Here is a 14857-nt window from a genome sequence, read left to right as displayed (position 1 = left end):
CGACTCAGTCGATGCTTGGCAGTCCCACCGCCTCATCCGAACCGTTCAAGCCATCGCCTGCGGCAATGCGCCATCAACGCATCGGAACCGCGATGGGGTCGATGGGTTGGTCGCAAGCCCACCTGCCCTCTGCCGTATGGAAGTGGCCGATGGCCGTCCACTCGGTCACCAACGCCGGAACGTCGAAGTGCCGGGACAGCGCGGTCACGGCCTCCTGGGCGTTCGCGAACGATTCATCCCAGGGCATGTGATCGATGCGGACGCGCCAGCGCCCGCTGATGCGCTGCTTGACGGTGAACGTCCCGCTGGGCGACTGAAACACATACGACACGGTATCCAACTCCATATGGCCTCCCGACCCGTTCTACTTTCTATTCCTGATCCCGCCGCCCAGAACGCCAAGCCTGCTGCCCGAAAGTTCGGCGCCGATCATAGGTCCATCACTCATCCACGACTCATCCACGACTCGTCCACCACTCGTCTATCACTTGTCTCTCAGCCGTCGCTCGCCCGCCGCTTGCCCGCCGTTTGCCCGCCGTTTGCCCGCCGTTTGCCCGCCATTTGCCCGTCGAGCGCACGCCGATCTCCAACCGGTCTCCAGACAATCTCCAGCCGATCATCCTGGCCATTGGAGCCGATCCGCCCATGCGACACGACTAGGCGACGTGGCGCGCCGTATCCACGCGCATCGCGGCGCGAGGCAGCAGCGCTGCGGCGGCCTCGCCCGACACGGTCGGTCCGAAATGGATCCGTGCCTTGCCCGCGCGCTTGGCCGCGTACATCGCCGCGTCCGCGCCGCGCATGACAGCGCCGATGTCGCACGTTCCTTGGGCCAGCACGACGCCGATGCTCGCGCTCACCCGGACCGCCTGAGGCTCAGTGGGATGCTCAGTGTGATGCTCATTCACGCGGATAGGACGCTCGATCTCCGCCAGGCAACGCTGGAGCACCGTGCGGGTGCTCCCCGCGTCGTCGCTGGCCGACAGCAGGATCGCGAACTCGTCGCCGCCCAGGCGCGCCACCACATCGTTGCCACGCAGGCTTTGCTGCAAGCGCAGCGCGACCTCCTTGAGGACCACATCGCCCGCGTCATGTCCGTGGGTGTCGTTGACGGGTTTGAACCCATCCAGATCGAGATAACAGACCGCCACGCCGCGCTGCGACCTCAGCGCCTGCTGCTGCGCATCCGCGAGCTTTTCCTCGAACAGCCGACGATTGGGCAGACCCGTCAACGCGTCGCGCAGGGCCAGACTCTGGGCCGTTTCCTCGCTACGCTTGAGGGCGTCGACGTCGACAAGCATCCACAGGCTCTCGTCCTCGGACACCAGCATCCCACTCAGGTCGACCCACAGCGGCGAGCCGTCCTTGCGACGCATCTGCACTTGGGTTCGGAATCGCTCGCCCGCGCGCAGGGCGCCATACCCGGCGCGACCGATGTGGTCGAAGGTCGCCTCGTCCAGATACAGCTCGCGCATGGACATGCCGCGCAGCTCGGCGCTGGCGTAACCCAGCAGATTCGCCATCGCCCGGTTGTCCCACTGGATCACGCGCTCGCGCAGGCGCACCATGCCCACGAGATCGTTCTCCAGCATCAGTTCTTGTTCGCGCGTCAACCGGTCGGCGGCCATCCGGCCGAGGTACTCGCGCTGCTGCCCGCGGTACAGGAGTGCCGAGATGGCGCCAACGAGCGCGATCATTACGGCCACGAGCAGCCACAGCTCGAGGGCCTGGCGGTACCAGGCCGCGAGGTACTCGCTGGTGCTCAAGCCCGCATACACCGTGAACGGGTAGCCGGGGACCCGGCGGTAGGCGGTGACGCGCTCGACCTGGTCCAGCGCCGTCGGCGTCACGTACCAGCCGCGCGCCGGGTCACGGGCGATGCTGTCGCGCAGCGCCTGGGACACGATCGCCAGACCCACCCCCTTGGCCGACTGCGGCTCGGACGCCGAATGGCGCGAGACCAGCACGAAGCTGTCGCTCGTGCGCATGGAGATGGCGCCCGAGCGCCCCAGCTCCATGCCGGCGAAGAGCTGAGAGAAGTGCTCCGAGGTGAGCTCGGTCAGCACGATGCCGTCGAACCCGCCGTCGGCGTTGATCAGGCGGCGCGCCACCACGATGATCCACGCGCCGGTCACCCGGCTGCGCAAAGGCTCGGACACCACGGTGGCGTCGCGCGAGCGCGCCCGCTCGAAATAGGAGCGGTCACCGAAGTGAAACACCCGGCCGGCGAGCGCCTTCGGGATGAGCACGTCGCCCGAGGCGTCGGTGACGCGCACCGCGCTCACGTGCTTGAGCAGCGTCTGCTGCTCGTCGACCATCTCCGCCAGCACGGTCGCGCGATCCGCCGACTGGCGCGTCTTGCCGTAACGCTCGGCCACCGTCGCCAACGCGTTGTCGATGACGCTCAGCTCGGCGGCCACCTCGCCGCTCATGCTCGTGGCCAGATTCTCGGCCGTCAGGCGCGCGGTGTCTTCGTCGCCTTCGCGGGCGTTGTGAAGGCTCATCCAGGCGGCGATGCACAGGATGGCCGCAAGCATCAGATTGCCCACCACCAGCCAGCGGCGAACGCGACCCAGCGACGCAGCGCCGAAGGCTTGTTGATGGATCATGGCGTGGCCTCCCTGGCCCGCGGCGGGACAACCCCTGCCGAAGATCTCAGTTGTACGGCACGCGTTGAAGCGGCGGTATCCGGCGACGGAGGAAGCGCGCGTAGGGAATCGCCCGACCGCGCTCTAACGGGCCGGGCGAGCACTCCTTGTCGGTCGGCAGCTGGGAAGCCTGGAAGTCAGGAGTGCGGGAATGCGGGAAAGCGGGAAGGCAGGAAGCCGAGAAGCCTGGGACCCGGCCCCCAGAATCCCAGACCGCCGGCGCGACGGGGCTCAGACCCCGGGGGCGTGGCCCTGGGCCGCTGGACGGGTGCGTGCAGTGTCGTCAGCGGTACTGCCCGTCGAAGCCGAGCCGTCACGCTCGCGTGAAGCGGACATCTGGCCAGACTGGTTGCCTGCAGACGGGGCAGCCGATGCTGCACGAACCGTTGATGGCACCGTCGATGGGACCGTCGATGGGGCATCGGACGATGAAATGGAACCAGCGGTCGGGGCGCTCTGAGACTGGGCGGCAGTGGTAGCGGAAGGTGTAGCGGCAGGTGTAGCGGCCGCTGTACCGGCGGTGGCGACGGTGTTCGGTGCGGTGGCGGGGGCGGCGCTCGGCGCAGCAGTCGGGGCGGCGGACCGGGAGGACGTTGTAGAAGACGGCGTGGACAACGGTCTGGCCGAGGGCGAAGCCGGCGCCGATCCCGTCGCGGTCGGCGTGTTCGTCGTCTCGCCCGCGCGTGACGACCGCGGGAAGGCGGCGACCGGATCGGACGACGCGAGGCCCTCGTGCTTGGCACGCATGGACTTGATCAGATGTGCAGAAAGGAAAGCGACGCCACCGGCGACCGCGAGGAAACGAAGGGACATGAGGAACTCCAGGTTGGGGCTCGATGACCGAGCCATGGATCCCATGAGGCAACCAGCGTTCCATCAGAGGGGGCAGCGCTTGCCGTGGGACGCCCGAACGTCACCCCAGAAAGACTGACATACGACGCGACGCTTTGGCGCCGGCGCGTGGCGGGCGAGGTGAGGTTCGACGGGCCTCGTATACAATCGCAGCGTGCTCCTCCCTGAGCATCGGTCCGAGTGACTCCCTCCTCGGACCCTCAAGCCTCGACGATGTCGGGGCTTTTTTGCCCTGAAGCGCCCAGCCGTATCCTCTCTGCCACCCGACCCTGGATTCTTGACATGTCCCAGATGGTTTCTTTCACCACCCGGATCGCGCGACCGTTCGGCGATGTGCCGATTGCCGCGACCGTGCGGGTCTGGGCCGATGACAGTGCGAGCCTGCGATGGGAAGCCGATCTGTTGGGCGTGGCCGCTTCGCGCGCCGCAGGAACCGGAACCCGCTCGGAAGGCGAGTCCCTGCATGCTGCCGGAGTGCGCCTACTTCAAGAGTGGGTGGAGTCTCTGGCTTGATCGCTTGACATCCTTCCGAGCCCAAGCTCGTCCACGCGTAGTGTACGGTGAAGCCGTCAGCCGTCAGCCGTAAGCCCGAACGCCTGGAATACGGATCGAGTCCCGGAACCGTCAACGTCGTCGGTGCCGTCAAGTCCCGGCGTCAACAGAGGACCTATCTCGCAGACACGGGCCCCGCGCGCGCATGCTCCGCCGCGAAGGCGCAGCGTCCCGCGCACGGAGCGGGGTTCAGCAAAAATCGCAGCCACGTCCCAGGCCCAGCCGTGCCAGAAGCCGATCGCGTGGACCCGCGCACCATCCGGCGCGATGAAATCCGGGCATGCTCTTGGACAGTCAGCCACGAGGCCCCACTCCTGGTCGCTGAATTCGCGAAACGTCAGACGCAAACGGTCGTAGCGCACGCCATACATGGGGCAGCTGCACTCGGCGGCGATCCGCAGCCCGACTTCCAATGCGAACACCGGAATGCGCCTATCCTCGGGGTCAATCCAGCACGAATAGCCCAGGCCCTCCATGCCTTCCAAACTGGCAATGCCGCGCAATCGTGGTCTGAAACGCGCGACTCGATTCATTGCACTGATGTAGCTCACGGGCCACCTCCGAGCGGTACGCTGAGAGGTACAGCGTGAGTGGGAATGAGTGCAGCGCAAGTCAGTCAGCAGCGCAGTTTCCGCGCCATGCTCGACTCCGCGCATCTGATGGCACAGCGGTTTCCAGCCGCGCTGAGCGTCAAGCGATTCCCGCTGCGCGACAAATGGCACGGAGGAACTCCTCGGCAATCGCCGCAAGTGATTCCTCGGAGCGCCACGCCTTGCGAAAGCAGCAGTCAACCCAAAGACCGTCCTGCGACTCTCTCACTTCGGTCAACATCGAAAACCGCGTGTGACTCGCGGCCTTCGAAGGTGGTGAGTGGCTGCGGGCATCCAGCGAGCAGCACAGGATGTAGCGAAGTGCGGTGTTCTGCAAAATCCGTCCGCTTTCGTCGAGCGCGACGCCAGCCGCGCTCCGCGCCAGCTCATCGCAGGCCGAGTCGCGTGACCCGGCGATGGCGATTTGCATGGAATGCGGCAGCTCTGCGGCATGCGGTGCGCCGCCCGCCCGGCGTGTCTTTGCGCGATGGGCAGCGGAGCCGACGGCCCGTCGGGAGCGTCCGTCGGATTTGCCACCGTCACCGCAGGCACCGCCGGCACCGACGTCACCGATGTCACGGCCTTCGTTAGCCTCATCGCATCCGGCAAAGTCGTCCGACGGCAGCAGGACGAGTTCGCCGTTCCCGCAGGGAAGGCTGCGATCCAGCGCCGCGACGTACAGCGTGACAACCAGGTTGAACAGCGAGTTGCCCGCGTCATCCGCGGCACGGCGAAGTAGACCAAGGCGTGATCCGTCGATGAATAGACCGAGAAGTCCTTCGCCTTGGTGGAGTACCGATTTCTGCGTCTTCTCACTTTTCAACAGATCGGCTGCGTCTCTGCCGACGCCCCGGCCAGCCGACGCCCCGGGCGCTGCTCGTCGGGAGTCGTCGTTCGAACCACGGCTCGCACAGGCCGTTTCCCCGCGCAATGATGACGCGTCCAGATCTTTATCTGTGTCTGCACCACGTGGACCACGCGTGTCGGCCAATGTTGTGGCCAAGGCGTGGAAGTGCGTGGGTGCGCAAACCGCCAGCCCGCCGTCTTTGGCATCCTCGCCTATTGGAGGCATCCGACACCTGAGTTCCTGAGCCGGACGTTCCATTTCATGCTCCTGTCGATGGAGGCCTGACACCTACCCGTGTCACTCGAGGTCGGCGAGTCACTGGGCCTCACCGCCATTTGCGCCACTGCCGCCACTGCCGCCACTGCCGCCACTTCTGCCAGTCCGCAAGATCCGCCACCGCGGTGCGAAGGCTCAGCGACTCAGCGGCCTGCCGCTGCGCGTGCTGCCCGTACTCCCTACCTGGGCGGCCACACCTAGCTCGCCGACGTTGTGATGCCAACGCGGGACTTCAAAGGTCGCGAGGCCGGCGAGAGCGCGCAGCCGCCGCAGTCCTCCGAGAGGCAACGCCGGTTGACAGCAACACGCATTCATCAAGAATTCGGCGAAGGGGTGTTGCCACGAGCGTCCGGTCCGCAGGACGTGAGCGACACGCCGCCATCTGCTCGCTGAGCGTCGCCTTGGAACGCCCAAAGTGCCGTGCAACGGTCGAGGCCGGGCACAGGCGGTGTGCCACCGCGAGGCAGGCGACCACGCCGCGCACGCGTGGCTGCATCGATGAAGGACGGATCTTGGCCCCGCGCATGGCCGGCGCTTGCATGCGCACGGTGACCCACGCGTGCAGCAGATCCAGCGCGCCCTCGACACCCTGCCCTCCTGCCAGGGCGATGAGCATCGCCGCGTCGCGGCTGGCCGTCTTGGCCGCGCGGACCTGCTCCCCGCCGTTGCTGGTCGCGAGTTCCAGACCCCGCGTCAGTTCCCAGGTCCGCCAATCGCGCTCGGAGGGACGGCGAGAGATCCACTGTCGCAGCGCCGATCGCGCCTCGGGCACCGGACCGCCGAAATGCCGCAGCAGAGGTCGAGCGTCGAATCCGTTGGAAGTCGTCAGGCCGAGGGCGACGCGAAGTCCACCGTGCGGATGGTAGGTAGGCGTCACGCTGGCCCTGCGGACGACGGGACGCCACGCGAGCATGCGCACCTCGGCGCGCAGCGCCTCCTCCGATTCCAGCGGCTGCGCCCAGAATCTGCCAGCCAGTACGGGGCCGCGAATCGGCTGGACCAGGCGCACCCACCGGGACACGACATTCCCGAAGCCTCTGGCAACGAGCCCGACCGAATCGCCCGGGGTGAGCTGGGTGATCGCGTGGATCTCCCTTTGCAGCATCACGAAGTCGATCAGCTCCCTGCTGTGCTTCTGGTGCGCGCCGATCAACCGCTCGCGGATCTTGGCCGCCAGCGCCGGAGTCGCGAGAAAGTCGCGGCCCACTGCGGCCTGCCAGCACAACGCCCATGTCGTACGCGCATCTCCCACATCCCACGCATCGGTGGTCGCCATCTTTGTTCTCCCATGAATCGATGACGAGTCGATTGCGCGACCGCCCTACCGCGCATCCCCGAATAACGCATCGACCGTTCGGTCGCTTGTCGTCTCGGAAGTGCGACTCGGTCGTTGGAAGGACGAAAACGTATGCCGCACGCTTTCACTCGTCACTGTGCCAAGCGCCGAACAACTGAGACCTCGCTCAGGAACGAGCGCCGATCGCGGCGCCGTGCGAATAGCAACTCCCTCGCTCCTTGCGCAGCGTCGCCAGGGTACGTGGCCAGGCCCGACAGCGACCGAACATGCAAAGGTCGCCTGCTCGGCGCCATGGACCACCGACGCGGCGTCGGACTACCTTGGCGTCGCCCCACGCAGATGCGCTGCAGGGCAAAACCGTTTCAACCTCAACTGAAGGAGTTCGACATGAGCAAGACCTCGCAAGTCGATCCGGGTCAAGACCTGGACCTGGATCTTCAACTGGTCGACCTGGGCGACGCCAAGGAGCTGACCATGGGCACGCCGAGCACGGAATACGCGGAAGACAACCCGCAGTTCCCGCGCAAGATCACCACCTGAGCGTGGCAGGCGCGCGTCGCTGGCGACGGCGCGCGCCTGGTGCTCAAGCACAGCCATCACACATCCTCGAAGTCGCCGACCGCCCGGTCCCAGAGTCGCTCGCCGACCAACGCGCCGAGCACGGCTAGCGCGGCTAGCGCAGCGCACACCGCGCCACAAGTCATCAGACCAATGCCATGACCGACTGCCAGCGCGTTTCGCCCCTCCAGCTCGCCCAGCACGTACGGTGCTGCGAGTGCGAAGGCTCCGTCGTCCTGCTCGATCTGCAGCGTGGCCGTTACTGGAATTTGGGCCAGGCCGGCGCTCGCGCGCTGGCCGGCCTCGTTGCGGGATGGCCAGTACCCGAATGGGCGTGCAGTCGGGGCGAATACCCTCTCCACGGCCTCGCAATGGGACCAGATAGCGGCGACGCCGCGCGACTCCCCGTCGCATCCCGTGCGGTGAGTCCGGGCACGGCACTCGCGGATCGCCTCCTGTCGTTGGGCCTGCTCGCCCGCTCGTCGAGCCAGGTGCCTCCCACGCACGTGCGCCTTGAAGAGCCGTGCGAATCACTGGATCCGGATTGCGTGGGCAGACCTTTGCCTCTCACCGCGCGGCGGATCGGCAACTTCCTGCAAAGCAGTGCGTTAGCAGCATGGCGGCTGCGAAGGTCGTCCTTGCAGACGATCGCCGCGCACGTCGCCGCCAAGCACGACGAGTTGTCGCACGGCCCTGTGGAAATTGCAGCGCGTGCTGAACGTTCGGAACGTGCGGCACGTGTGGCGCCGGTGGAGCGGCTGGCGCGCCTGAATGCGGGTTGCGCGATTGACGGCATCGCGTCTGACGCAGACGACGTCTGCCGACTGACTGCCCCCGCCGTGCACGAGTCAGTCCGGCTGGCCGCCCTCGCCTTCGAACGCCTTCGTCCCTTGGCATTCAGTGCAAGAGATCGATGCCTGCACGACTCGCTGTCGCTCGTCTTCTTCCTCTTTGCCGAGGGCTTGAGCGCACGCTGGGTCATCGGCGTCAAGACGAATCCGTTCGGCGCGCATTCATGGGTCCAGTCGGGACGTACCGTGCTCAACGACCAGCACGAATTCGTCCGCGCGTTTCGTCCCATTCTTGTGGTGTGAACCGGACCGCCGCCCCATGTTCAGGTACATCGCCATTGCCTGGGATCCCGCACGGCGGGAAAGCGCGGGCCTTGCCGCACAACTCGACGCGCAATGGGAAAGGCGTCCGCAATGGATGCTGGCACTGCGGCTTCCCGGCCTGAGCGTGTATGCGACCGGGACCTTGCCCGGTGTCAACGAGGCACAGGAGTTCCACGATGGTCTTGGGGGGCTGCTGGGCAAGGCGTTCCGCCGCGCGAATCTTTCCTCCTCCTCTTCCTCCTCTTCCTCCTCTTTCTCCTCTTCCTCCCCGGCCCGCGATGCCCGCCTGACGATCCTGGACGAGGCGCGACTGGTGGACAGTCAGGGCACGTCGCTCGTGCGCGATTTCTGGGGACGCTACGTGGCCTTCTTTCCCACGGCGCGAGGATCGGTTTGCGTGCTGCGGGATCCCACCGGCACGCTCCCCTGTTTTCGCATGTCTCACCAAGGGCTCACCCTCGTCTTCTCCTGGCTGGAAGACGCGCTGACGATGCTGGGTGAGCGCGCCGCTCCGGTCGTGGACTGGGACGCGGTGGTCGCCCAGCTCCAGCTCGGCGCGCTCACCGGGCGGGAGACCATGCTCAACGGCGTGTGCGAAGTCCTTCCCGGCGAACGCTTCGATCTGCGGACTGGCGGATCCGAACTGCTCTGGAATGCGACGCGGTTCGCGCAAGCGCCGCTGGAGATGGCGCCAGGGGACGCCGCCGCACAGTTGCGCGAAACCGTTCAGGCCTGCGCCAGGGCATGGGCCAGCTGCTACGACACGGTGTTGCTGCGCCTGTCGGGCGGACTGGACTCCTCCATTCTGCTGAGTTGCCTGCGCGAAGAAGACACCCACGCACACGTGCTGGCCGTCAACTACCACTCCCCGGGCTCAGACAGCGACGAGCGGGACTACGCCAGGCTCATGGCGCGACGTGCGGAACGCGAGCTGGTGGAGCGCGAACGCGATCCGAAATTTCGGATCGAGCGCGTGCTGCGCGCGGCCCGCATGCCCGCGCCCGTGCCCTACATCGGGTGGATGAACGGCGCATCGGACGCCGCGCTGACTCGCGCACATGGCCTTGCTCACAAGCAATCACGCGCCGGCACCCGCGCCAGCTCAGGAACCAGCACCAGCCCCAGCCCCAGCACCACCCTCACCACCAGCGCGTATGCCAGCAACCACCCCACGCCAGCCATGTTCTCAGGCACAGGTGGCGATCTGGTGTTCTGCGAGTTCCCGCGCTGGTGGCCCGCCGCCGACTACCTGGACGACAACGGCCTCAGGCCTGGATTTGCGGCCGCTGTCATGGACGCCGCACGCCTGGGGCGGGTCTCGATCTGGACCGCCTTGGGTCACGCCATGAAGGAGTGGATCCGCCCGGACGCCGCGCTGCGCGAGACCGGTGGGTTTGCCAACCTGCTGTCCAGTGAAACCCGCTCGCGCGCAGCATGCCTAGACCGATTCGCGCATCCTTTGCACCGGGAGCTCTCGGCGCTGCCGATCGGCAAGTACATGCAGACCTTCGGACTGATGTATCCCATCGGCTACTACGACCCGTTGGAGCAGGATCTGGCACCCGAGCTGGTCAACCCGCTGCTCGCGCAGCCCCTGGTCGAGCTGTGTCTGCGTCTTCCGACCTATGCGCTCACCGTCGGCGGGCGGGGGCGTTCGCTCGCGCGCCAGGCCTTCGCCGGCGAGCTGCCCGTGCAGATCACCAATCGCCGCTCCAAAGGCGGCATGGAAGAGCATCTCAAGGCCGTGCTCGCGGGCAACATCGACCTCGTGCGAGGCCTGCTGCTGGAAGGAGCACTGAGCCGGCGCGGGCTGCTGGATCGCCGCACGGTCGAGATCCTGCTCTCCGGCCGGCCGACGACCTTGGCCGGCGCACCTGCCCAGTTGCACGGATTGGTGGCGGTTGAGGCATGGCTCGGACGCTGGGTCGCCTGAGGCTGAGCCGTCGCAAGTGCATCCGAGAAAACGCCATGCCGCCGCTTCAATACGCCCTCGCCGCCATGCGACTGCTCGCCACGGGCGTGACCCGCGCGGTCGCCTGGCGGCTCTGTCTTGCCGCGGCCTTGTCGGTCGCGGGCGGCGCGCTCGCCGCGCTCGCCCCTCTGGCGCTCAAGGGACTGTTCGATGCGCTGGGAAAGCTGAACACGTTGGGTCAGCTCGGTGGCATCAACGGCGTGGACGGCGTGAGTGGTGTGAGCGGCGCGAGTGGTGGGAATGGCGGGAATGGACTCACCGGCGCCAACGCCGCCACAGCGGCCACAGCGGCCACCAGCTGGCTGCTGACCATCGGCGCACCGGTGGCGGCGTACGTTGCAGCTCACTGCCTCGCGCGACTGGTCTCCGAGATACGCCCCGTGGTGACGAGCGCGGCCGAACAACGTCTTCAAACCCACCTGCGGCAGCGCTTTTTCGATCGCGTGCTGTCCCTGCCGACGCAGTTCCATCTCACGCGTCGGACCGGAGCGCTCATGCAGGAGCTGCAGCAGGCGGCGGCCGGATACCAGATCATCCTCTTTCACCTCGTCAACAGTGTGCTGCCGGTGCTCGTGGAGACCGGCGCGATCATGGCGATCCTGACCACGTTCGATCAGCCCGCGCTGACCGCGATCATTGCGTCGACCGCGCTCGCTTACCTTGGCGTCATGACGCGTCGCACCTCGCCGCTTCGGGCCGCGGCGACGGCGGTCAACGAGGCCAGCGTGGACGTGCACGCACGTTTGGCGGAAGGTCTCGGCAACGTCGAACCGATCAGGATGTTCGGCGCCGAGCGCGCCAGCATGGCGCGCCTGGGCGCAGCCAGCCTCTCGCTGGAGCGCGCCTGGCGCGTGTTGCAACGCCTGCGCTTGCTGCAGGGCGCGGCGACCGTCCTCGTTTTCGCCGCGTCGATGGGCGCGTTCCTGCTGCTTGCCGCGAACGCCGTGCTCGAGGGCTCGCTGACGCTGGGCGGCTTCGTGCTCGCCAATGTCTACATGTTGCAGGTGATCCGTCCCCTCGAAGCACTGAGCGGCGCGGTCCGCGACATCAGCCAGGGATTGGCGTTCGTCCAACCGCTCGTGGGGATCCTCTCCCCGCCGGTCGATGTCGCGCGTGCAAGCCAGCCGCTCGATCGCGCTGCGGCTGGTCCGGCGCATGACGCGACTGCGCGTACCTCACCATCCTTGCCGCCCTTGCCGCCGGCGCCGTCCACGCCGTCCCCACCGTCCGCACCGCTCCCGTCCTTCACGCGGCAAGCGTCGCCACACATCGCTTTTCGCGGCGTCGGACTGACCTACGAGGATCGGCCGCCCGTCTTGCAGGGCGTGGATCTCGACATCGCCGCCGGACGCTCCCTGGCCATCGTGGGTCCCACCGGCAGCGGCAAGTCATCCCTCGTTCGACTGTTGCTCCGGCTGCAGGAGCCGCAGGAGGGCAAGATCCTCATGGACGGTCTGGCAATCGCTGAGATGCCGATCGATCACTTGCGCGGCCTGGTGGCGGTGGTGCCCCAGGACGTGATGCTGTTTCACGCGACGATCGCCGCCAACATCGCCTTGGGCAGGGATCACGCGACTCGACGCGAGATCGACCGTGCCTCGCGACTGGCCGGGCTGGGCGAACTGCTCGACGCGCTGCCAGACGGCCTTCAGACGGTGATCGGCGAGCGGGGACTCAAGCTCTCGGGCGGTGAGCGTCAACGCGTCGCGATCGCGCGCGCGATCCTGCGCGACCCGCTCGTCTATGTCTTCGACGAGGCGACCTCGATGCTGGACACGGCCACCGAAGCGAAGATCCTTCGAGATCTGCGCAACGTGGCGGCGGGACGCACGACCATCACCGTCGCCCACCGGCTTTCCACCATCCAGCACGCCGATCACATCGCCGTGCTGGCACAGGGCCGAGTCGGCGAACAAGGCACCCACGCGGCGCTGCTGCAACGTGGCGGCGCGTATGCCGCGCTCTGGCGGTCGCAGGCATCGGAATGAACCCGCGGTGTTCGGTCGTTGCTTGCCCTCGAGACCTTGCTTCCCTGGTCCCTCGACCCTTTAACCTCTGACGCCCTGAATCCCTGAGTGCCTTATTCCCGCCGTCCCTCGGCCCGTTGGCCTCTCCCTCAAGCCTCTATGTCTCGGGCCCTCCACCGCCATTGATCACGGCCGGCGCGTCATCGCGGCGAACACGTCGAGCGCGGCCATCTCGGCCAGCTCCGGGGCGTCGTACTCGCCATCGATGGGCATTCGGAGGGGCGGGCCAAGCTGCGGGGGCGGCGACAAGACGAGCACTGCGACGAACCGGCCGGAGTCCACTCGCACGACGTCGATGTCCGCCTCCCAGGCGTCCCACGCCTCTCCCGCATCCAACGCCCCTGGGTCGCCGGTCATTGCGCGACGGTCCGGGCCGGATGTCTCATGTGATCTTTCACGTCATCTGTCACGTCGCCCCCCGTCCGTCTGCCGCGCTGAGCTGCACGAGACGTGTGCCGGCTGCCGCGCAGCCGCTGCGCGGCGAAATCCATCGCGCGAGCAGGCGCAGCCGACGCTGAGGCAGGCAAAGGCTGGAGGTCATCAGCAACAAACTCTACATGTGGAGCGATTCAGGCGAGGGGCGTCGGCGATGGACGTCGGCGACGGTCGGCTTCCGAGCGCTGGCCGTGAGTTCACAGGTTGACCGCGACGGCAGCGGCCGCTGCAAAGCGGACATGGAGGTGCAGCAGCGGCCGGATGGCGGGACACACGCGCTCGACCCGATGTTTATCCTTGCAGGGTGATGCTTGTGCAATACACAAGCGTGTACGGCGAGAGTGGGCAGGGAAAAAAGTGGCCCCGGCGTCGCCGAGGCCCCAACAGCTCATCGCGTTTTGACTTGCTGCATGCTCAGGGAGGGCAGAGCATGGAGCGCAAAGGCTCGGGTCGGATTCTAGACTCGCGCGGGCGAGCAGCGATCAGGGCGGAGTTGACTGTTGATGAGCTGTTGTTGCTGAGGCTCCGGCGCAAAGCCGACCATCTGCAAGCTTCGTTCGGATATGAGGACTCAACGCTCTACCGGCGCACCCCAGCCGTCATAAACCGCCCCGTGCGTCGCCGCCAGCGCCTCGAACTTCGCGGACAACTCGATCACCGCATCGAGGTCCAGCACCATGCGTCGCGATGCGACAACCTGCCAAGTAGGCTCGCTATCCTCCGGCGCGAAGACCTGCACATCGAAGTCCAAACCTGCGAGCTCGTTTGCTAATGCCATCGCTACCGGTTGAGTCGATGCATCGAAGGTGAACTCTGGCCGGTGCGGGACGGAAAGGTCAGCGCCGAGCTCGGCCATCCGGAAGAGGACCAGGGCGTCGGGGTCGTCATTGTTTTTCAGGCGCGATAGCAAGGCAGGAGCGGTCGGCATGTGAGGTGTGACGCCGCTCAACCGCGGACAGGGTGGGCAGCTCGTTGCAGTGAACTCGTCGGCGACTCTAGCGGAAGCCTGCCGTGTCCGATCATGTGAAAACGTGAAGGTTTCCTTGAAATATCCAGTGGTGGTGGTAGGACCATCGCCGCGTACAAATCTTCTGCTGTGAACCCCAATTTCCCCGCAGTACGACCGAACTGCTCTTTCGCGGATCGTGGATGTATCTGCCGTCCGTGAACACTTCGTGGTCCTTGAACCCACCATCGATCTTCCCTTACTCCGTCAAGCGCAGATCGCCCCCGCCTTGACCGGTCAAGTTCAACGAGTTTCCGTGGGATCAGCCGAGCCGCATGATGGGAACGAGCGGTCACTGCAACCAGAATACGCAGCGATGAACGTCGATGATTTCCGTCGGGCCCGTGCCGCGCTGCCATGGCTGATGTCTGTCGCCTTCCAGCCTGCTGGCAGTCCGCTGGCGCCGCAGCAGCAGCAGCAGCAGCAGCAGCAGCAGCAGCATCCCCAGTCGAAGGACGATCAGCGCTTGGCAGCTTCATCCAGCGGACGGTGTTTTGCCACGCTGGAGCGCGGTTTCCGGACCACCCGCCCTATCCGCGGGCCACAGCGGCTGGACAGCGCGATGGCTTGCATATACTGTATGTCCATACAGTCTTTTCGTCAGAGCGTCATGCTGCCCTCCTCGCCCGGAGGGGCTGGAGCACCACCTCCGGTCCCCCCTTCATCCCCTTCATCCCCTTCA

The 14857-nt window shown here is 66.5% G+C and carries 13 protein-coding genes; 5 read left to right on the top strand and 8 right to left on the bottom strand.

The window, feature by feature from the left end:
* Nucleotides 1–73: 73 nt before the first annotated feature.
* Entirely contained in the window at nt 74–346 is a 273-nt protein-coding gene (locus tag ACQ859_RS16610; protein WP_431257586.1) for a hypothetical protein, read from the bottom strand.
* Nucleotides 347–656: 310 nt separating this feature from the next.
* Nucleotides 657–2609, bottom strand: coding sequence for a diguanylate cyclase domain-containing protein (locus ACQ859_RS16605; RefSeq protein WP_431261878.1), 1953 nt, complete (start codon nt 2607–2609; stop codon nt 657–659).
* Between the two features lie 1173 nt (nt 2610–3782).
* Between ACQ859_RS16605 and ACQ859_RS16600 the strand changes: the two genes are divergently transcribed.
* Nucleotides 3783–4013, top strand: a complete 231-nt coding sequence (locus ACQ859_RS16600) for a hypothetical protein (RefSeq protein ID WP_431261877.1) — start codon at nt 3783–3785, stop codon at nt 4011–4013.
* Between the two features lie 56 nt (nt 4014–4069).
* Here the strand turns inward: ACQ859_RS16600 and ACQ859_RS16595 are convergent, their stop codons facing one another.
* From ACQ859_RS16595 to ACQ859_RS16585, 3 genes are all read right to left on the bottom strand, one after another.
* Nucleotides 4070–4603 (bottom strand): hypothetical protein, encoded by a 534-nt coding sequence (locus ACQ859_RS16595; RefSeq protein ID WP_431261876.1) that lies wholly within the window; start codon nt 4601–4603, stop codon nt 4070–4072.
* Between the two features lie 139 nt (nt 4604–4742).
* Nucleotides 4743–5465 carry a hypothetical protein gene (locus ACQ859_RS16590; protein WP_431261875.1) on the bottom strand — a complete coding sequence of 241 codons (723 nt, stop codon included), beginning with the start codon at nt 5463–5465 and terminating at the stop codon, nt 4743–4745.
* Nucleotides 5466–5997: 532 nt separating this feature from the next.
* Nucleotides 5998–7041 carry a hypothetical protein gene (locus ACQ859_RS16585; RefSeq protein ID WP_431261874.1) on the bottom strand — a complete coding sequence of 348 codons (1044 nt, stop codon included), beginning with the start codon at nt 7039–7041 and terminating at the stop codon, nt 5998–6000.
* Nucleotides 7042–7449: 408 nt separating this feature from the next.
* Between ACQ859_RS16585 and ACQ859_RS16580 the strand changes: the two genes are divergently transcribed.
* The 4 genes from ACQ859_RS16580 to ACQ859_RS16565 all read left to right on the top strand — a co-directional run bounded on the left by ACQ859_RS16580 (nt 7450) and on the right by ACQ859_RS16565 (nt 12695).
* Nucleotides 7450–7602 (top strand): rubrivinodin family lasso peptide, encoded by a 153-nt coding sequence (locus tag ACQ859_RS16580; protein WP_431261873.1) that lies wholly within the window; start codon nt 7450–7452, stop codon nt 7600–7602.
* A 176-nt stretch (nt 7603–7778) separates the two neighbouring features.
* Nucleotides 7779–8714: a lasso peptide biosynthesis B2 protein gene (locus tag ACQ859_RS16575; protein WP_431261872.1), complete on the top strand. Its 936-nt coding sequence runs from the start codon at nt 7779–7781 to the stop codon at nt 8712–8714.
* A 16-nt stretch (nt 8715–8730) separates the two neighbouring features.
* Nucleotides 8731–10668 carry an asparagine synthase-related protein gene (locus ACQ859_RS16570; protein WP_431261871.1) on the top strand — a complete coding sequence of 646 codons (1938 nt, stop codon included), beginning with the start codon at nt 8731–8733 and terminating at the stop codon, nt 10666–10668.
* Nucleotides 10669–10733: 65 nt separating this feature from the next.
* Entirely contained in the window at nt 10734–12695 is a 1962-nt protein-coding gene (locus ACQ859_RS16565; RefSeq protein ID WP_431261870.1) for an ATP-binding cassette domain-containing protein, read from the top strand.
* Nucleotides 12696–12860: 165 nt separating this feature from the next.
* Here the strand turns inward: ACQ859_RS16565 and ACQ859_RS16560 are convergent, their stop codons facing one another.
* From ACQ859_RS16560 to ACQ859_RS16550, 3 genes are all read right to left on the bottom strand, one after another.
* The gene (locus ACQ859_RS16560) at nt 12861–13091 is read right to left on the bottom strand and encodes a hypothetical protein (RefSeq protein ID WP_431261869.1); all 231 of its coding nucleotides are present in this window, start codon (nt 13089–13091) and stop codon (nt 12861–12863) included.
* Nucleotides 13092–13740: 649 nt separating this feature from the next.
* Nucleotides 13741–14097 carry a ribonuclease E inhibitor RraB gene (locus ACQ859_RS16555; RefSeq protein ID WP_431261868.1) on the bottom strand — a complete coding sequence of 119 codons (357 nt, stop codon included), beginning with the start codon at nt 14095–14097 and terminating at the stop codon, nt 13741–13743.
* A 370-nt stretch (nt 14098–14467) separates the two neighbouring features.
* Entirely contained in the window at nt 14468–14617 is a 150-nt protein-coding gene (locus ACQ859_RS16550; protein WP_431261867.1) for a hypothetical protein, read from the bottom strand.
* Nucleotides 14618–14857 lie beyond the last annotated feature (240 nt).

Origin of the sequence: Roseateles chitinivorans (genome assembly GCF_050632235.1) — a bacterium.
Lineage (GTDB): Bacteria > Pseudomonadota > Gammaproteobacteria > Burkholderiales > Burkholderiaceae_C > Roseateles > Roseateles chitinivorans_A.
The sequence above is the reverse complement of the archived record's forward strand: the minus strand, read 5'-3'. Positions and strand labels throughout refer to the sequence as shown.